This is a genomic window from Microbacterium sp. MEJ108Y (assembly GCF_000834175.1).
In the GTDB taxonomy this organism is placed as follows: Bacteria; Actinomycetota; Actinomycetes; order Actinomycetales; family Microbacteriaceae; genus Microbacterium; species Microbacterium forte.
In genome coordinates, this window is record NZ_JXQX01000011.1 from 95,162 (window position 1) to 110,742 (window position 15,581).

At 65.3% G+C, this 15,581-nt stretch carries 21 protein-coding genes; all 21 read left to right on the forward strand.

Annotated features, from left to right (window positions below; translation table 11 throughout):
- Positions 1 to 91 precede the first annotated feature (91 nt).
- Positions 92 to 2,164, forward strand: a complete 2,073-nt coding sequence (locus RU09_RS06565) for a glycosyl hydrolase (RefSeq protein WP_052492886.1) — start codon at positions 92 to 94, stop codon at positions 2,162 to 2,164.
- Between the two features lie 73 nt (positions 2,165 to 2,237).
- Positions 2,238 to 3,974, forward strand: coding sequence for a DUF4012 domain-containing protein (locus tag RU09_RS18255; protein WP_042538742.1), 1,737 nt, complete (start codon positions 2,238 to 2,240; stop codon positions 3,972 to 3,974).
- Between the two features lie 69 nt (positions 3,975 to 4,043).
- A complete protein-coding gene (locus tag RU09_RS06575) occupies positions 4,044 to 5,555 on the forward strand; it encodes a sugar transferase (protein WP_082041053.1) in 1,512 nt (503 codons plus the stop codon).
- 78 nt (positions 5,556 to 5,633) lie between these two features.
- A complete protein-coding gene (locus RU09_RS18680) occupies positions 5,634 to 6,140 on the forward strand; it encodes a hypothetical protein (RefSeq protein ID WP_197065980.1) in 507 nt (168 codons plus the stop codon).
- Positions 6,140 to 7,159, forward strand: a complete 1,020-nt coding sequence (locus RU09_RS06585; RefSeq protein ID WP_042538746.1) for a M23 family metallopeptidase — start codon at positions 6,140 to 6,142, stop codon at positions 7,157 to 7,159. Before RU09_RS18680 ends, RU09_RS06585 begins: the two co-directional genes overlap by 1 nt.
- A gap of 159 nt (positions 7,160 to 7,318) precedes the next feature.
- Positions 7,319 to 7,531 (forward strand): hypothetical protein, encoded by a 213-nt coding sequence (locus tag RU09_RS06590; protein ID WP_042538748.1) that lies wholly within the window; start codon positions 7,319 to 7,321, stop codon positions 7,529 to 7,531.
- 861 nt (positions 7,532 to 8,392) lie between these two features.
- On the forward strand, positions 8,393 to 8,701 hold the full coding sequence (gene rpsJ / locus RU09_RS06595) for a 30S ribosomal protein S10 (protein ID WP_005050520.1): 309 nt from the start codon (positions 8,393 to 8,395) through the stop codon (positions 8,699 to 8,701).
- A gap of 8 nt (positions 8,702 to 8,709) precedes the next feature.
- Positions 8,710 to 9,369 carry a 50S ribosomal protein L3 gene (gene rplC / locus RU09_RS06600; protein WP_042538750.1) on the forward strand — a complete coding sequence of 220 codons (660 nt, stop codon included), beginning with the start codon at positions 8,710 to 8,712 and terminating at the stop codon, positions 9,367 to 9,369.
- Positions 9,370 to 9,371: 2 nt separating this feature from the next.
- Positions 9,372 to 10,034: a 50S ribosomal protein L4 gene (gene rplD / locus RU09_RS06605; RefSeq protein ID WP_042538752.1), complete on the forward strand. Its 663-nt coding sequence runs from the start codon at positions 9,372 to 9,374 to the stop codon at positions 10,032 to 10,034.
- Positions 10,031 to 10,354: a 50S ribosomal protein L23 gene (gene rplW / locus RU09_RS06610; RefSeq protein WP_042538754.1), complete on the forward strand. Its 324-nt coding sequence runs from the start codon at positions 10,031 to 10,033 to the stop codon at positions 10,352 to 10,354. Before rplD ends, rplW begins: the two co-directional genes overlap by 4 nt.
- Before the next feature lie 20 nt (positions 10,355 to 10,374).
- On the forward strand, positions 10,375 to 11,214 hold the full coding sequence (gene rplB, locus RU09_RS06615) for a 50S ribosomal protein L2 (RefSeq protein WP_042538755.1): 840 nt from the start codon (positions 10,375 to 10,377) through the stop codon (positions 11,212 to 11,214).
- Positions 11,215 to 11,226: 12 nt separating this feature from the next.
- Entirely contained in the window at positions 11,227 to 11,508 is a 282-nt protein-coding gene (gene rpsS, locus RU09_RS06620) for a 30S ribosomal protein S19 (RefSeq protein ID WP_017829205.1), read from the forward strand.
- A gap of 25 nt (positions 11,509 to 11,533) precedes the next feature.
- The gene (gene rplV / locus RU09_RS06625) at positions 11,534 to 11,932 is read left to right on the forward strand and encodes a 50S ribosomal protein L22 (protein ID WP_042538756.1); all 399 of its coding nucleotides are present in this window, start codon (positions 11,534 to 11,536) and stop codon (positions 11,930 to 11,932) included.
- Positions 11,932 to 12,687 (forward strand): 30S ribosomal protein S3, encoded by a 756-nt coding sequence (rpsC, locus tag RU09_RS06630; RefSeq protein WP_042538759.1) that lies wholly within the window; start codon positions 11,932 to 11,934, stop codon positions 12,685 to 12,687. The genes rplV and rpsC overlap by 1 nt, the downstream gene beginning before the upstream one ends.
- A complete protein-coding gene (gene rplP / locus RU09_RS06635; RefSeq protein ID WP_042538761.1) occupies positions 12,687 to 13,106 on the forward strand; it encodes a 50S ribosomal protein L16 in 420 nt (139 codons plus the stop codon). Before rpsC ends, rplP begins: the two co-directional genes overlap by 1 nt.
- Positions 13,106 to 13,423: a 50S ribosomal protein L29 gene (rpmC, locus tag RU09_RS19015; protein ID WP_017829202.1), complete on the forward strand. Its 318-nt coding sequence runs from the start codon at positions 13,106 to 13,108 to the stop codon at positions 13,421 to 13,423. Before rplP ends, rpmC begins: the two co-directional genes overlap by 1 nt.
- Entirely contained in the window at positions 13,423 to 13,740 is a 318-nt protein-coding gene (gene rpsQ, locus RU09_RS06645) for a 30S ribosomal protein S17 (protein WP_042538763.1), read from the forward strand. Before rpmC ends, rpsQ begins: the two co-directional genes overlap by 1 nt.
- Positions 13,737 to 14,105: a 50S ribosomal protein L14 gene (rplN, locus tag RU09_RS06650; RefSeq protein ID WP_042538766.1), complete on the forward strand. Its 369-nt coding sequence runs from the start codon at positions 13,737 to 13,739 to the stop codon at positions 14,103 to 14,105. Before rpsQ ends, rplN begins: the two co-directional genes overlap by 4 nt.
- A 3-nt stretch (positions 14,106 to 14,108) precedes the next feature.
- On the forward strand, positions 14,109 to 14,468 hold the full coding sequence (gene rplX, locus RU09_RS06655) for a 50S ribosomal protein L24 (protein ID WP_042538767.1): 360 nt from the start codon (positions 14,109 to 14,111) through the stop codon (positions 14,466 to 14,468).
- The gene (gene rplE, locus RU09_RS06660; protein WP_042538772.1) at positions 14,468 to 15,058 is read left to right on the forward strand and encodes a 50S ribosomal protein L5; all 591 of its coding nucleotides are present in this window, start codon (positions 14,468 to 14,470) and stop codon (positions 15,056 to 15,058) included. The genes rplX and rplE overlap by 1 nt, the downstream gene beginning before the upstream one ends.
- Before the next feature lie 120 nt (positions 15,059 to 15,178).
- Positions 15,179 to 15,577: a 30S ribosomal protein S8 gene (gene rpsH / locus RU09_RS06665; protein WP_042538774.1), complete on the forward strand. Its 399-nt coding sequence runs from the start codon at positions 15,179 to 15,181 to the stop codon at positions 15,575 to 15,577.
- Positions 15,578 to 15,581: the final 4 nt, after the last annotated feature.

Below are 15,581 nucleotides of genomic sequence, written 5' to 3' on the forward strand. Positions count from 1 at the left end.
GGAAGTTCTCGGCGGGTGAGCCCCGGGCGGCTGTCAGCTTCGTCCCGAGTGCGACCCGATACATTGGAGACGAACACTCGGGGGAAAGGACATGATGGCTCTGCGCGCGACGAAGAAGACGATCATCATCGCGAGCGCGGTCACCGTGCTCCTTGTCGGCGGCGGTGCCGCGGCTGCGATGGTGATCTCCGGACAGCAGGCGCAGCCTCGCGCGGAGGCATCGCCTGACGCCACTCCCGAGCCGGTCGCGACCGAGTCGCCGGCCGTGGTTCCGGTGACGAACGTGGCACGGGCATCGATCGACGGATGGACCCTCGCAGATCGCGGAGTGGTCGGCACGGTTCTTCCCGAAGTCGGAGACGCCGCGCAGGGCGCGGTGTCTCTGCGGGTGGATGCTCCGGCTGACGATGCGGACATCATCGCCGCGTCTGCTCCGGTCGCACTCGCTCCGGACACGGAGTACACGCTCAGCGTCTCGGTGCGGGTGCTCGCAGAGGAGAAGACCGAAACCGGCGTCCGTCTGAACGCGGCAGGCCAGACCTTCACGCTTCCCGAGCTCGATGCGGAGTGGGAGACGATCGAGTTCCCGTTCACATCGGCGGCCGATCAGGCCGCCGCATCCACGTTCGATGTCGTGCTCTCCGGTGCCGTGCGCGGGTTCGGGATCGACGAGGTGTCGATCACCGCGGCCGGCGGTGACAACCTCGTGCCCAACGGATCGTTCGAAGCCGTGCAGACTCCGGCGGGCATCGTCAACGACTCTCTCATCATGACGGACGAGTCCGCACTGCTCGCGGTCTCCCTCGCTGAGGGCCCTGTGCAGTGGAGCGCCACATCGACGGCCGGCGGTGAGCCGATCACCGGTGAGTTCGGTTCCGCAGGCCCACTGTCGGCCCTGCCGTTGACCGGGGTGTCGCAGGGGCACTACACCGTCGCCGTCAGCGACTCCTCAGGGCGGCAGATCCAGACGGATGTCGCCGTGATCGACGCCGACGGCTTCTCCGTGAGCCAGGACGGACGCTTCGGCGTGGGATCCCACGTCGAGAAGGAGGCCTTCGCCGGCACCGGATCTCTGGCGGCCGCGATCGGCTTCGCCGAAGTGCGCAACGACATCTCGTGGGAGCGGAACGAGAAGGTCGCCGGCCAATACGTGTGGGACCAGAACTATGTGCGCGAGTTCGAGCGCATGCACGCGAACGACGTGAAGCTGCTGGGCCTCGTCGTCTACGGCAACAGGCTCTACGGCGCCAGGAAGGCGCCAGGAAACGAGGAGGCGATCCAGGCGTACGGCGCTTACGCGAAGGCCGTCGCCGACCGGTTCGACCTCGTCGGTCTCGAAGTGCTGAACGAGTTCAACCATCGCGAGAACGACACGGCCTGCGGGCCGGCGCCCGCCTGCTACGTGCCGATCGCGCAGTCCGTGCGCGACCACGTCACCACGGCGTATCCGGATCTCCCCATCGTCACAGGCTCCACAGCGCTCTACGACAGCGAATGGTTCACCGGGTTCTGGCAGGCCGGTGGCATGGCGGTGACCGACGCGGCGAGCTATCACCCCTACGAGTCATGGATCAACCGCGACGCCGATCTGATCGCCGGCACCGTGCAGCAGTCCTACGCAGACATGCAGGAGGTCGCGGGCGAGACGCGCCCGGTGTGGGTCACCGAGATGGGATTCCCCACGCACTACGACGGCGTCTCCCTGCTCGAGCAGGGGCAGATGATGGTGCGCAATCAGGCCCTGGCCTTCGCGAACGGCGTCGAGAAGTACTTCTGGTACGACCTCGTCAACGACGCTGCCGACCCCGCCGCGGGCGAGTCGAACTTCGGGCTCTATGAGAACGGGCCCAGAGCCGACGTCGTCGCTCTGGCTCCGAAGCCCGGAGCCTTCGCTCAGGCGCTGATGATCACGCAGCTGCGCGACAAAGCGTTCGTCTCAGACGAATCGGATGACACGACCACGGTCGAGGTGTTCGGATCAGGAGACGACGAGACCCGCATCGCCTGGGCGAAGCAGGGAGAAGTGCAGCGCACCTTCGCAACGGATGTCCCGCTGACGGTCACAGACATGTCCGGGCAGACGCAGTCAATGGTTCCCGAGGACGGCGAGGTCACGCTGACCCTCGGCGCGTCCCCGGTCTTCATCTCATCGGAAGCAGAGTGAGAGCCGCGGAGGCGGCCCCAGGTGGCGCCAGTACAATTCACCAGATGACTCCCGCACGAAAGGCAAGCCGGTCATGAGCGCAGCTAGTCAGGATGCGCAGGGCATCGACGAACCGAGATCGGGCCGTCAGCGTCGGCGGCGCCGCATCTGGACCGTTGTCATCCTGATCGTCATCGCGTTCCTCGTCGCCGTGTGCTGGGTCGGGCTGCGTGCCATCACGGTGAAGAACGGCCTCGTCGAGAGTCAGGATCTCATCGCGGAGATCCAGGGCGGCGGCGACGTCAATGATGTGCTTCCTGAACTGTCCGAAAGCGCCGCCAGCGCGGGTGCCGCAGCATCCGACCCCGTCTGGTGGGTCATGGAGTGGGTCCCGGTCGTGGGGGACAACCTCAGAGGGGTCCGCCTCGCGGCGCAGTCGCTCGATGCGCTCGTCAACGGTGTCGCGTTGCCCGTGATGGGCGACGAGGATTCCAAGGGTTCGATCACCGAGCGGCTTCTCGATGCCACCGACGATCAGGCACAGCACGTGGCTGAACTCGCTGACGGGCTGGAGTCCGTTTCGAAGTCTCCTTTCCTCGTCTCCGTCGTGCGCGAGGGCGTCGATCAGGTCGACGAGGTGATGTCGGCGGCCGCTCCCATGATCGCGGTTCTCCCGACGCTGCTCGGAGGTGACGGCGAACGCAACTACCTGCTCGTCTTCCAGAACAACGCCGAGACGCTCGCCCTCGGAGGCAGCGCCGCCGCACAGACCCTCGTGAAGGTCGACGAGGGGTCGATCGCGATCGGGGCGCAGGGTGACAGCGGCAACTACCAGAACGGCGTGGCCGTCGACGTCGACGTGCCCCCGAGCGCGATCGAGCTGTACACGAGCTATCTCGTCGACCACATCAACACGAGCATGAGCCGCCCTGACTTCCCCACCGCGGCGAAGATCATGCGCGCCTGGTGGCAGCGCGACATCGCCGACGACGAGATCACCGGCGTGATCTCGATCGACCCTCTCGCACTGTCTCGTATCCTCAAGGCGACAGGGCCGATCGAGCTGGCGTCGGGTGAAGTCCTCTCCGAAGAGAACGCGGTGTCGCTGCTGCTGAGTGAGGTCTACGGGCGCTGGGATTCCTACAAGGAGCCCGAGCTCGTCGACGGCTTCTTCGCCGACACGGCGGCCGCGGTCTTCGACAAGATCGCCTCCGGCGACTTCGATCTGAAGGACATGATGTGGGCGATCACCGAGAGCGCATCGCAGGGCAGCGTGCTGGCTTGGAGCGATGACGCTCAGGTCGCCGCAGCGATCGACGGGGAGAGGATCAGCGGCGTTCTGCCGACGGACAACTCCGATGCGACGACCGTCGGCATCTATTTCAACAACAGCAACGGGTCGAAGATCGACTACTTCACGGAGACCGCGACGACGGCCACGGCGACCTGCGAGGCAGGCGACACGACGTTCACCGCCACCGGTTCGCTCACGTTGCCCCTGACCCAGCGGCAGGCCGAGGCACTGCCCCGCTATGTGCAGAGCATGACCTTCGGCGCTCGCTTCCGCGACTGGATCTTCATCTACGGTCCTCCGGGAACCACGTTGACAGACGCGACCTTCAACGGCGACGAGGTCTCGGTGATGCACCGCGACATCGATGACCTCGGCCGGCCGGTCGTCGCTTTCGAGGCCTGGTTCGACCCGGGCGACTCGATCGATGTGACGGCGACCTTCGTCGGATCGGACGGAGACTATGGGCCGCTCGCGCTGCAGACGAATCCGATGGTGCGGGGCGAAAAGCCCGTCGTCACCGACGACTGCGCCGGTTGAGGTCTTCCCCGGGCCCTGAAGCGGAGCGATATACTTGCTCGCGTTCTAGCGTCAGCGCGGTCAAGGGGGGTGAGAGTCGTCGTCGTTCAACTCGAGCACGGTGGCTCCAGCGCCTCGCGTTCGCCGAGGAGCACCGCCGCGCTTCCGGCGAAGAAGGCGAGGCGCGTTGCATGGACTCGGCTGTATGCGAGCCGTCTCTTCTATAACGATGTCATCGTCGTGCTGCTCGCGCTGATCATCTCTTCCCTCATCGTGCTCCCGAGTCTGCTCACCGGAGTCTCTTGGCCGGGCGGGCCTCGAGTGTCCTATCTCCTGGTGCTCGCGGTGATCGGAATCCTCTGGTTGATCGCGCTCGACGCGACCGATTCCCGCGATCGTCACACCGTCGGGCACGGAGCAGACGAGTACCGTCGCATCTTCAACGCGTCGATCGCGGTGTTCGCGGTGACGGTCGCCGTCGCCTTCTTCCTCGGCATGGAGCTCTCGCGCGCGCTCGTCGCCGTCGTCTTCCCCCTCGGGCTGTTGCTGCTCCTGCTGTCGCGGTGGATGTGCCGACAGTGGCTGCGCGGACGGCAGAAGACGGGGCAGTACCTGCACAGGGCGGTCGTGATCGGCGAGCCGTCGAAGGTCGCCCTCGTGGGGCGCGAGATCCGGCGGGCGAAGAGCAGCGGGTACGAGATCCTCGGGGTGATCACCGAGAGCACCTCCGCTGCCGACATCTCGGGCTTCGAGGTGCTCGGCGACATCGCCAACGTCGAGAGGGTGCTCGACGAGGTGCGCTTCGACGCGCTGATCATCGTCGGATCCGACGATCTCGACCCTCTGACGATGCGCCGCCTCGGGTACTCCGTCTCCGACCGAGACATCCAACTCATCATGGCCCCCGTGCTGACGGATATCGCGGGTCCTCGCATGCATGCGACACCTGTCGCCGGTCTGCCGCTTGTGCACGTCGACTTCCCGCGCATGGAAGGCGCCAAGCGGTTCCTCAAGCGGGCCTTCGACATCGTCGGGTCCTCGCTGCTGCTCGTCGTCATGTCGCCGGTCTTCCTCATCGCCGCCATCGCGATCCGCGTCGACGGGCCGGGTGGCATCTTCTTCCGTCAGGAGCGGATCGGACGCGGCGGGCAGACCTTCGGCATGCTGAAGTTCCGATCGATGGTCGCCGACGCCGACGACCAGCTCGCGACTCTCCTCGATCTGCAGGGCGACGCCGGCACGCCGCTGTTCAAGATCAACGACGACCCGCGCATCACGAGGGTCGGGCGCTTCTTCCGCAGGCACTCCATCGACGAGCTGCCCCAACTGGTCAACGTGTTCCTCGGGCACATGAGTCTCGTGGGTCCGCGACCCCAGCGTGCCACGGAAGTCGCGCTCTACGACGACTTCGCGCATCGACGACTGCTCGTCAAGCCCGGCATGAGCGGGTTGTGGCAGGTCAGCGGACGCTCCTCGCTCTCGTGGGAGGAGACCATCCGTCTCGACCTCTACTACGTCGAGAACTGGTCGCTCATGCAGGACCTCATCATCCTGTTCCGCACCGTCCGCACGGTGGTCGCCCCCGGTGCGACTGCGCACTGAGTCCGGGCCGCGAAGATTCCCGGCGACTGTCCGCGTCGCATCCACGGCTGAGGCCCAGCGCTGGGTACATTCAAAATCATGAGATCCCCCCTTGCTCGGCGTGTCGCCGCGAGTGCTCTGGCTGTCGTCCTCATCGGTGGTGCCTCGGGCTGCGCTGCGCTGCCGAGCACGTCGAGCCCGGTGCCGACATCGACGGCTTCGACTCCTGGCCCCACCCCGTCGGTGACGGCACCCACCTCCGAGCCCCCGGCCACCCCGGAACCGACGCAGACTCCGTCCGGCGACTTCGGCGGTTTCGCCGGCGAGGAGCTGGCGCAGATTTGCGTCGACGCGACGCTCTCGGCGTTCCCTGCCGACGTCGCCTTCACCATCGGAGACACCCGCATCGAGCAGAGGTTGGTCTCGCCCGAATGGCTCGTGCTGGTCCCGGCTCAGGCCTCCGGGCTGGAGGCGCAGGCGCAGTGCACGATCGGCGGCTCGCCTTCGGCGCCTGTGCTCGGCATGTCGTCGGCGTCGCTCGAGCCGCTCCCGGAAGAGCAGATCGAGAACCTGATCCGTGGCGAGAACGAAGGCGGCGATCGCTAGTGTGCGGCGCGGCTGACGCTGAGCTCTCGGGCAGCCCCACGCCGAAGCCCATCTTCTCGCGGCGCGTGATGCTGGTGGCTGCGGGCACGGCGCTCGGTGCGTCGGCCATCGGGTGGGATCTGTTCTCCCCGGGCCTCAGCGCGACTGCGGCGGGGACCTACCTCCGCCCATGTGGCGACGTGCGCATCTCGAGCTCCTGGCAGGGGCACAAGAACCGCAATCCGCCGTCGGGCGAGCCGGGCACCGACTATGCGGTCATCACCGGCACGCAGATCCGGGCGGCCGCCAACGGCGTGATCGTGGATCGGAAGGATTCCACGACGACCGCGACCGGACGTTACCTGGCGCTGCGGGCAGACGACGGCAACTACATCCGCTATCTGCATCTGCAGTCGAGCACGGTCCCGTTGGGTGCGCGCGTCGCCCGCGGACAGGTGATCGCGTACTCGGGCGCATCCGGTTTCGGCAGTGATGCAGGCTACGGTCCCCATGTCCACGTCTCCCTCTGGATCGGCGGCACGCCGCTGCAGCTGGGATTCACCAACTCGGTCGACTTCGAGAACTACGTCGAAACCGGTCCCTACCAGCCCCCAGCGGAGGATCCTGTGCCCACTCATAAGTCATCGACACTGTCGTGGAACGCCGTCTTGCCGGAGGGGGCGTGGGCTCGCATCCCGGTAGCCCCTGGTGCCTTCTGGCTGGCTGAGAGCAGCGCGACCATCAAGGAGACGGGCGAGCTCTCGCTCTATCTCACGGCGACAGGGGTCACCAAGGGATTCCAGGTACGCGTCGTCGCACAGACTCTCAACGCGAGTGGAGCGGTTGTCAGCACATCGCCTCAACCGATGCTCGAGGTCCCGGCGACGAATGCGACGGCGGCGAACTCGCCGACATACGGTCTCTACACCCTGCCGTACTTCCTTTCGGGTCCGCTGCGCCTGTACGCCGACATCCGCGCTCTCAATCCGGGTATCAGGGTGCAGCAGGTCGTGTTCAAGAAGAACTACTGGCAGTCGTAGCTCCGACGTCCTCCGTTCGGGTGCCGGCGTCGGGGCCACCGCGGCAGGTGGCGTCGGATGACGTTCCGGTCCGAAATACTTCCACCGGAAACCCATTGCGTGCAGAATGAACGTGCGTCGGGGACCCGGCGCATCAGAACGGATACAAGGGGGCCCGCAATGGGTATCGATGAGACCGTCAACAAGGGCAAAGACCTGTACGAGCAGAACAAGGACAAGATCGCCGAGGCAGTGAAGAGCGAGCAGGCCGAGGACATCAGCGACAAGGTCCTCGACGGCGTCGCCGACTTCGCCAAGAAGATCGCGCCCGGGGCCGCCGACAAGATCGACGAGATCCGCGACACCGCCGACAAGGCCGTCGGCAACGAATAGGTCTCTCGACTGAGACCGAGAGCGGCGACTCCTCCATCGGGGGAGTCGCCGCTCTTCTGCATCCGGCACCAAGTATTCCGCCCGGCGGTATCGCGTTTCACGACAGCGTCCCCTTAGAATGGGAGACGATCGCCTGGGGAACTTGCGATCAGGGATGTCGAAGGGGTTCGACCTCCCGCACTCACGCGGTTCGCCGCGTCAAACTGGGGATAACGATTTTGGGGATCATCGTGCGACGCGCGCACTCTGTGCGCTCAGACGTCATCCCGCCCGCGCGGCGGTCGCTTCGCCGCGCCCTCGGTCGAGGATCCCGGCGTCCCTTCACGCCGGGCTCCTCGCGTTCGGTGTGCCCCCTCGCACTGAACGCCCTCCCCAAGCGGGGCGAGGCATGGGGATGCCTCGCCCCGCTCTCACCGCCTTTCTGACGATCGAGCGGGGCATCGCGGGCACGTCGATCCGACCCCGGACGGACGAGTCCAGCGGATGCACAGCGAACGCGACACGCCCGGGTTTGCGCAAGTGAAATCGGCCGTGGCAGAATAGACAGGTTCGACATTCCGGCGCGCTCAGCGTGGCCGGATCACCATCACGACAGTGCATAGGCGGCGCAGACGCGCAGGGACCTAGGCCGCGGGTGGCAGAACGATCCCGACATCTTCATCACGAGGGCTTCGCCGTGCGCGGCGGAGGTCGGACACCCGCTCGCTGCGAGGCGTGCGGGATGACAGCAGAACAGTGGTGCAGCAGATCGACTCGCGAGAGCCGTCTGAGTGCCGAGGCGCGAACAGCGCCGACGTGCGTCCAATGCCCCTGGGTCACCCGGCCCAGGTCGGTAAGACGCTTAAAGAGAGAGAGCAGACAATGGCGGGACAGAAGATCCGCATTCGCCTGAAGTCGTATGACCACGAGGTCATCGACACGTCCGCACGCAAGATCGTCGACACAGTGACCCGCGCGGGCGCAACGGTCGTCGGCCCCGTGCCCCTGCCGACCGAGAAGAACGTCGTGTGCGTCATCCGGTCGCCCCACAAGTACAAGGACAGCCGCGAGCACTTCGAGATGCGCACCCACAAGCGTCTGATCGACATCATCGACCCGACGCCCAAGGCTGTCGACTCGCTGATGCGTCTCGACCTGCCTGCCGATGTCAACATCGAGATCAAGCTCTGAGGTCGGACATGGTTGATATCAACTCCAAGATTTCCAAGGGCATGCTGGGCACCAAGCTCGGTATGACCCAGGTCTGGAACGAGAGCGGCAAGCTCGTTCCCGTCACCGTCATCGAGCTCGCCTCGAACGTGGTCACGCAGATCCGTACCCCCGAGAAGGACGGCTACAACGCCGTTCAGATCGCCTACGGCCAGATCGACCCGCGCAAGGTGAACAAGCCGCTGACCGCCCACTTCGAGGCCGCCGGCGTCACGCCGCGTCGTCACGTCACCGAGATCCGCACCGCGGATGCCGGCGACTACACGCCGGGCCAGGAGCTCACGGTCGACGGCACCTTCGAAGCAGGCCAGCTCGTCGACGTCGTCGGCACGAGCAAGGGCAAGGGCTTCGCCGGTGTCATGAAGCGTCACAACTTCAAGGGTGTCTCGGCTTCGCACGGTTCGCACCGCAACCACCGCAAGCCCGGCTCCATCGGCGCATCGTCGACCCCGAGCCGCGTCTTCAAGGGCATGCGCATGGCCGGCCGTATGGGTGGCGAGCGCGTGACCGTCCTCAACCTCACGGTGCACGCCATCGACATCGAGAAGGGTCTGCTGCTCGTCAAGGGCGCCGTCCCCGGTGCTCGTGGCCGTATCGTCTACGTCCGCAACGCAGTGAAGGGTGCCTGATCATGGCTGACTCCACTCTCGCGCTTGACGTCCTCAACGCAGACGGCAAGAAGGCTGGCTCGATCGAGCTTCCCGCCGCGCTGTTCGACGCCAAGACGAACATCCCGCTCATCCACCAGGTCGTCGTCGCGCAGCTCGCGGCGGCTCGCCAGGGAACCCACTCGACCAAGCGTCGCGGTGAGGTCTCGGGTGCCGGCCGCAAGCCCTTCAAGCAGAAGGGCACGGGTAACGCCCGTCAGGGCTCGATCCGCGCGCCGCACATGACCGGCGGTGGAATCGTGCACGGCCCCAAGCCGCGCGACTACTCGCAGCGCACGCCCAAGAAGATGATCGCGGCCGCCCTCCTGGGTGCGCTCAGCGACCGCTTCCGCGGCGACCGCATCCACGCCATCGAGACCTTCGGCATCAACGGCACGCCTTCGACCAAGACCGCGGTGAACTTCCTCACCAACGTCGTCTCGTCGAAGAACGTGCTCGTCGTGATCGAGCGCAACGACGACGTGACGCTGAAGAGCATCCGCAACCTGTCGAACCTGCACGTGCTGACGTTCGACCAGCTCAACGCCTACGACGTGCTCGTCTCCGACGACATCGTCTTCACCCAGGCCGCGCTCGAGGGCTTCATCGCCTCCAAGTCCGGCGCCAACCAGGAGGTCTCCGCATGAGCGAGCAGGCAGCTGTTCTCCAGACGGCCCTGAACAAGGACCCGCGCGACATCATCCTGAAGCCGGTCGTGTCCGAGAAGAGCTACGGTCTCATCGACGAGGGTAAGTACACCTTCCTCGTGGACCCGCGCGCTTCGAAGACCGAGATCAAGCTCGCCATCGAGAAGATCTTCGGCGTCAAGGTCGCTGGGGTCAACACCCTCAACCGCGTCGGCAAGGCTCGTCGCACCCGCTTCGGCGCAGGCAAGCGCAAGGACACCAAGCGTGCCATCGTGACCCTGAAGTCGGGCACCATCGACATCTTCACGGCAATCGGCTGATCCGGGGGATAAGGACAATAATGGCTATTCGCAAGTACAAGCCCACGACCCCGGGCCGTCGCGGCTCGTCGGTGGCTGACTTCGCCGAGATCACCCGATCGACGCCGGAGAAGTCGCTGCTGCGCCCGCTCTCGAAGACCGGTGGTCGCAACAACCAGGGCCGCATCACGACCCGTCACATCGGTGGTGGCCACAAGCGCCAGTACCGCGTCATCGACTTCCGTCGCAATGACAAGGACGGCGTGGACGCCCGTGTCGCTCACATCGAGTACGACCCCAACCGCACGGCTCGCATCGCGCTGCTGCACTACTTCGACGGCGAGAAGCGCTACATCCTCGCGCCGGCGAAGCTGAAGCAGGGCGACGTCATCGAGTCGGGCGCTGGTGCCGACATCAAGCCGGGTAACAACCTCCCGCTGAAGAACATCCCGACGGGTACCGTCATCCACGCGATCGAGCTCCGTCCTGGTGGCGGCGCGAAGATGGCACGTTCGGCCGGTGCATCCGTCCGTCTCGTCGCCAAGGATGGCAACTTCGCCCAGCTGCGTCTGCCCTCGGGCGAGATCCGCAACGTCGACTCGCGCTGCCGCGCGACCATCGGCGAGGTCGGCAACGCCGAGCAGTCGAACATCAACTGGGGCAAGGCCGGCCGCATGCGCTGGAAGGGCGTCCGCCCGACCGTCCGTGGTGTCGCGATGAACCCGGTCGACCACCCGCACGGTGGTGGTGAGGGCAAGACGTCCGGTGGACGTCACCCCGTCTCCCCGTGGGGCCAGGCTGAGGGTCGCACCCGTCACGCCAACAAGGAAAGCGACAAGTACATCGTGCGTCGTCGTAACGCCGGCAAGAAGCGTAAGTAGGAGTAAGAGAAGATGCCTCGCAGTCTTAAGAAGGGCCCCTTCGTCGACGATCACCTGCTTCGCAAGGTGGTCGTGCAGAACGAAGCCGGCACCAAGAACGTCATCAAGACCTGGTCTCGCCGGTCCATGATCATCCCGGCCATGCTGGGTCACACGATCGCGGTCCACGACGGTCGCAAGCACATTCCTGTGTTTGTCTCCGAGACCATGGTCGGCCACAAACTGGGCGAGTTTGCGCCCACCCGCACCTTCCGCGGCCACGAGAAGGACGACAAGAAGGGCCGCCGCCGCTGACGCGGTGGCGATAGAGGAGAGAGAAATGGTGGAGTCCATCGCACGCGTGCGACACATCCGCGTGACCCCTCAGAAGGCTCGTCGTGTCGTCGCGCTCATCAAGGGCAAGCAGGCCCAGGAGGCTCTGGCGATCCTGAAGTTCGCACAGCAGAGCGCCAGTGAGCCGATCTACAAGCTTGTCGCGTCGGCCATGGCCAACGCGCAGGTCAAGGCGGATCGTGACGGCGAGTACCTCGACGAGCAGGACCTGTACGTGGCTAACGCCTACGTAGACGAGGGCACGACGCTCAAGCGTTTCCGCCCCCGTGCACAGGGTCGCGCTTTCCAGATCAAGAAGCGCACGAGCCACATCACGGTCGTGCTCTCGACGCCTGAGGCGGCCCCGGCCGCTGCAAGCGACAGCAACAAGAAGGCGAGCAAGTAATGGGACAGAAAGTAAACCCGTACGGCTTCCGCCTCGGCATCACCACGGACCACGTGTCGCGTTGGTTCTCGGACTCGACGAAGCCGGGTCAGCGTTACGCCGACTACGTCGCCGAGGACATCAAGATCCGCAACCTGCTGAAGACGCAGCTCGACCGCGCCGGTGTCTCGAACATCGAGATCGAGCGCACCCGTGACCGCGTCCGCGTCGACATCCACACCGCCCGTCCGGGCATCGTGATCGGTCGTCGTGGCGCCGAGGCCGAGCGCATCCGCGGCGACCTCGAGAAGCTCTCGGGCAAGCAGATCCAGCTGAACATCCTCGAGGTCAAGAACCCCGAGGCTGACGCTCAGCTCGTCGCACAGGGCATCGCCGAGCAGCTCTCTGCTCGCGTGGCGTTCCGTCGTGCGATGCGCAAGGGTCTCCAGGGCGCTCAGCGCGCTGGAGCCAAGGGCATCCGCATCCAGGTCTCCGGCCGCCTCGGCGGCGCCGAGATGAGCCGCTCGGAGTTCTACCGCGAGGGTCGTGTGCCGCTGCACACGCTGCGCGCGAACATCGACTACGGCTTCTACGAGGCGAAGACCACCTTCGGCCGCATCGGCGTGAAGGTCTGGATCTACAAGGGTGACCTGACCAACAAGGAGCTTGCTCGCGAGCAGGCCAACGCACCGAAGTCCCGTCGTGACGACCGTGGTGGCGACCGCCGCCGCGCGCCGCGCAACGAGGCCCCTGTCGCAGAAGGAGCGTCTGCCTGATGCTTATTCCCCGCAAGGTCAAGTTCCGTAAGCAGCACCACCCCGGTCGCAGCGGCCAGGCGACTGGTGGCACGAAGGTCTCCTTCGGCGACTACGGGATCCAGGCGCTCACGCCTGCCTACGTGACGAACCGTCAGATCGAGTCCGCTCGTATCGCGGTCACGCGTCACATCAAGCGTGGCGGCAAGGTGTGGATCAACATCTACCCCGACCGTCCCCTCACGAAGAAGCCTGCCGAGACCCGCATGGGTTCCGGTAAGGGTTCCCCCGAGTGGTGGGTCGCCAACGTCAAGCCGGGTCGCGTCCTCTTCGAGGTCTCAGGCGTGAGCGAAGAACTCGCTCGCGAGGCACTGACCCGTGCCATTCACAAGCTGCCTCTCAAGGCACGCATCATCAAGCGCGAGGAGGGCGACGCGTAATGGCGATCGGCACCAAGGAGCTCGCTCCGGCAGAGCTCGACACGTTCGAAGACCAGCGCCTCGTTGAGGAGCTGCGTAAGGCCAAGGAGGAGCTGTTCAACCTCCGTTTCCAGTCGGCCACCGGCCAGCTGGAGAGCCACGGCCGCATCCGCGCCGTCAAGCGCGACATCGCGCGTCTCTACACCGTGATCCGCGAACGTGAGCTGGGCATCCGTGCGACGCCCGCTCCCGTCGAGGCTCCGGCCAAGAAGGCGACCAAGTCGAAGGCGAAGAAGGCGGACTCCGCCGACGACGCCGTGAAGGAAGAGGCTGAGTGATGGCCACCAAGAAGGAAGCTGCCGTCGAGGCTGAGCACGCAGCACACGATGTTCGCGATGCGGATGCCCGTGGGTACCGCAAGTCGCGTCGTGGCTACGTCATCAGCGACAAGATGGACAAGACCATCGTGGTCGAGGTCGAGGACCGCGTGAAGCACCCGCTTTACGGCAAGGTCATCCGCCGCACCTCGAAGGTCAAGGCGCACGATGAGGCGAACTCCGCCGGCATCGGCGACCTCGTCCTGATCAACGAGACCCGCCCGCTCAGCGCCACGAAGCGCTGGCGTCTGGTTGAGATTCTGGAGAAGGCCAAGTGATCCAGCAGGAATCCCGCCTCAAGGTCGCCGACAACACCGGCGCGAAGGAACTGCTCACCATCCGTGTGCTCGGCGGCTCGCGCCGTCGTTACGCCGGTCTCGGTGACACGATCATCGCGACCGTCAAGGACGCGATCCCGGGCGGAAACGTCAAGAAGGGCGATGTGGTCAAGGCCGTCATCGTCCGTACGGTCAAGTCCACGCGTCGTCCCGACGGCTCGTACATCAAGTTCGACGAGAACGCCGCCGTGATCCTGAAGAACGACGGGGAGCCCCGCGGCACCCGTATCTTCGGACCGGTCGGTCGCGAGCTTCGTGACAAGAAGTTCATGAAGATCGTCTCGCTGGCGCCGGAGGTTATTTAAGTCATGGCGAAGATCAAGAAGGGTGACCTGGTTCAGGTCATCACCGGAGCGACGCAGGAGCGTGGCGGAGATCGCGGCAAGCAGGGCAAGGTCCTCGAGATCCTGGCCGACAAGAACCGCATCATCGTCGAAGGCGTGAACTACGTCACCAAGCACACGCGCGTCGGTCAGACGCAGCGTGGCACCAAGACGGGCGGCCTCGAGACTGTCGAGGCCTCCATCCACATCTCGAACGTCGCACTCGTCGACCCCTCGACCAAGAAGCCGACCAAGGTCGGCCACCGGGTCGAGGAGCAGACCAAGGACGGCGTCAAGCGCACCGTTCGTGTGCGGTACGCGAAGAAGTCAGGTAAGGACCTCTGATGGCAACCACCGACGCTGCGGTGGCTGGCAAGATCCAGCCCCGCCTGAAGGCGAAGTACAAGGCCGAGATCCAGCAGAAGCTGCAGGATGAGTTCGGCTACACCAACGTGATGCAGATCCCCGGTCTGGTCAAGGTCGTCGTGAACACCGGTGTCGGTGAAGCGGCCCGCGACAGCAAGGTGATCGACGGCGCGATCGACGATCTCACCAAGATCACCGGTCAGAAGCCGCTCGTCACGAAGGCTCGCAAGTCGATCGCGCAGTTCAAGCTGCGCGAGGGCCAGGCCATCGGCGCACACGTCACCCTCCGCGGTGACCGTGCGTGGGAGTTCCTGGACCGTCTCGTCTCACTCGCTCTGCCCCGCATCCGCGACTTCCGCGGTCTGTCGGGCAAGCAGTTCGACGGGAACGGCAACTACACCTTCGGTCTCCAGGAGCAGAGCGTGTTCCACGAGATCGATCAGGACAAGATCGACCGGGTTCGCGGTTTCGACATCACTGTCGTCACCACCGCGAAGACGGACGACGAAGGTCGCGCGCTTCTGCGTCACCTCGGCTTCCCCTTCCGTACGGAAGACGCCAAGGCGTAAGCGGTTTCGGGCGGGGCGCACAGCGCCCCGCCCGATCCCGTACAATTGAAGATTGCGTGTCATCGCAGGCCGTCTGTCGTGTAACGGCAGCCGGAACCTCATGAACAAAGGAAAACAACAATGACAATGACAGACCCGGTCGCAGATCTGCTGACCCGTCTGCGCAACGCGAACTCGGCGCATCACGATTCCGTGACCCTGCCGTCGAGCAAGCTCAAGACGCACATCGCCGAGATCCTCCAGCAGGAGGGTTACATCGCCGGATGGGAGACGACTGACGCTCGCGTCGGCACGAACCTCACCCTGCAGCTGAAGTACGGTCCCAACCGTGAGCGTTCGATCGCGGGCATCAAGCGCGTGTCGAAGCCCGGCCTCCGCGTGTACGCGAAGTCCACCGAGCTGCCCAGGGTCCTCGGCGGACTCGGCGTGGCCATCCTGTCCACCTCCTCCGGTCTTCTCACTGACCGTCAGGCAGAGCAGAAGGGCGTGGGCGGAGAAGTTCTCGCCTACGTGTGGTAATCGA

Coding starts and splice junctions, on each gene's coding strand:
- RU09_RS06590 (WP_042538748.1), top strand. CDS start 7,319: ATGGGTATCGATGAGACCGTCAACAAGGGCAAAGACCTGTACGAGCAG.
- rpsH (WP_042538774.1), top strand. CDS start 15,179: ATGACAATGACAGACCCGGTCGCAGATCTGCTGACCCGTCTGCGCAAC.
- rplW (WP_042538754.1), top strand. CDS start 10,031: ATGAGCGAGCAGGCAGCTGTTCTCCAGACGGCCCTGAACAAGGACCCG.
- rpsC (WP_042538759.1), top strand. CDS start 11,932: ATGGGACAGAAAGTAAACCCGTACGGCTTCCGCCTCGGCATCACCACG.
- rpsQ (WP_042538763.1), top strand. CDS start 13,423: ATGGCCACCAAGAAGGAAGCTGCCGTCGAGGCTGAGCACGCAGCACAC.
- rpmC (WP_017829202.1), top strand. CDS start 13,106: ATGGCGATCGGCACCAAGGAGCTCGCTCCGGCAGAGCTCGACACGTTC.
- rpsJ (WP_005050520.1), top strand. CDS start 8,393: ATGGCGGGACAGAAGATCCGCATTCGCCTGAAGTCGTATGACCACGAG.
- rplB (WP_042538755.1), top strand. CDS start 10,375: ATGGCTATTCGCAAGTACAAGCCCACGACCCCGGGCCGTCGCGGCTCG.
- rplC (WP_042538750.1), top strand. CDS start 8,710: ATGGTTGATATCAACTCCAAGATTTCCAAGGGCATGCTGGGCACCAAG.
- rplP (WP_042538761.1), top strand. CDS start 12,687: ATGCTTATTCCCCGCAAGGTCAAGTTCCGTAAGCAGCACCACCCCGGT.
- RU09_RS06565 (WP_052492886.1), top strand. CDS start 92: ATGATGGCTCTGCGCGCGACGAAGAAGACGATCATCATCGCGAGCGCG.
- rplX (WP_042538767.1), top strand. CDS start 14,109: ATGGCGAAGATCAAGAAGGGTGACCTGGTTCAGGTCATCACCGGAGCG.
- rpsS (WP_017829205.1), top strand. CDS start 11,227: ATGCCTCGCAGTCTTAAGAAGGGCCCCTTCGTCGACGATCACCTGCTT.
- rplE (WP_042538772.1), top strand. CDS start 14,468: ATGGCAACCACCGACGCTGCGGTGGCTGGCAAGATCCAGCCCCGCCTG.
- rplV (WP_042538756.1), top strand. CDS start 11,534: ATGGTGGAGTCCATCGCACGCGTGCGACACATCCGCGTGACCCCTCAG.
- RU09_RS18255 (WP_042538742.1), top strand. CDS start 2,238: ATGAGCGCAGCTAGTCAGGATGCGCAGGGCATCGACGAACCGAGATCG.
- RU09_RS18680 (WP_197065980.1), top strand. CDS start 5,634: ATGAGATCCCCCCTTGCTCGGCGTGTCGCCGCGAGTGCTCTGGCTGTC.
- rplD (WP_042538752.1), top strand. CDS start 9,372: ATGGCTGACTCCACTCTCGCGCTTGACGTCCTCAACGCAGACGGCAAG.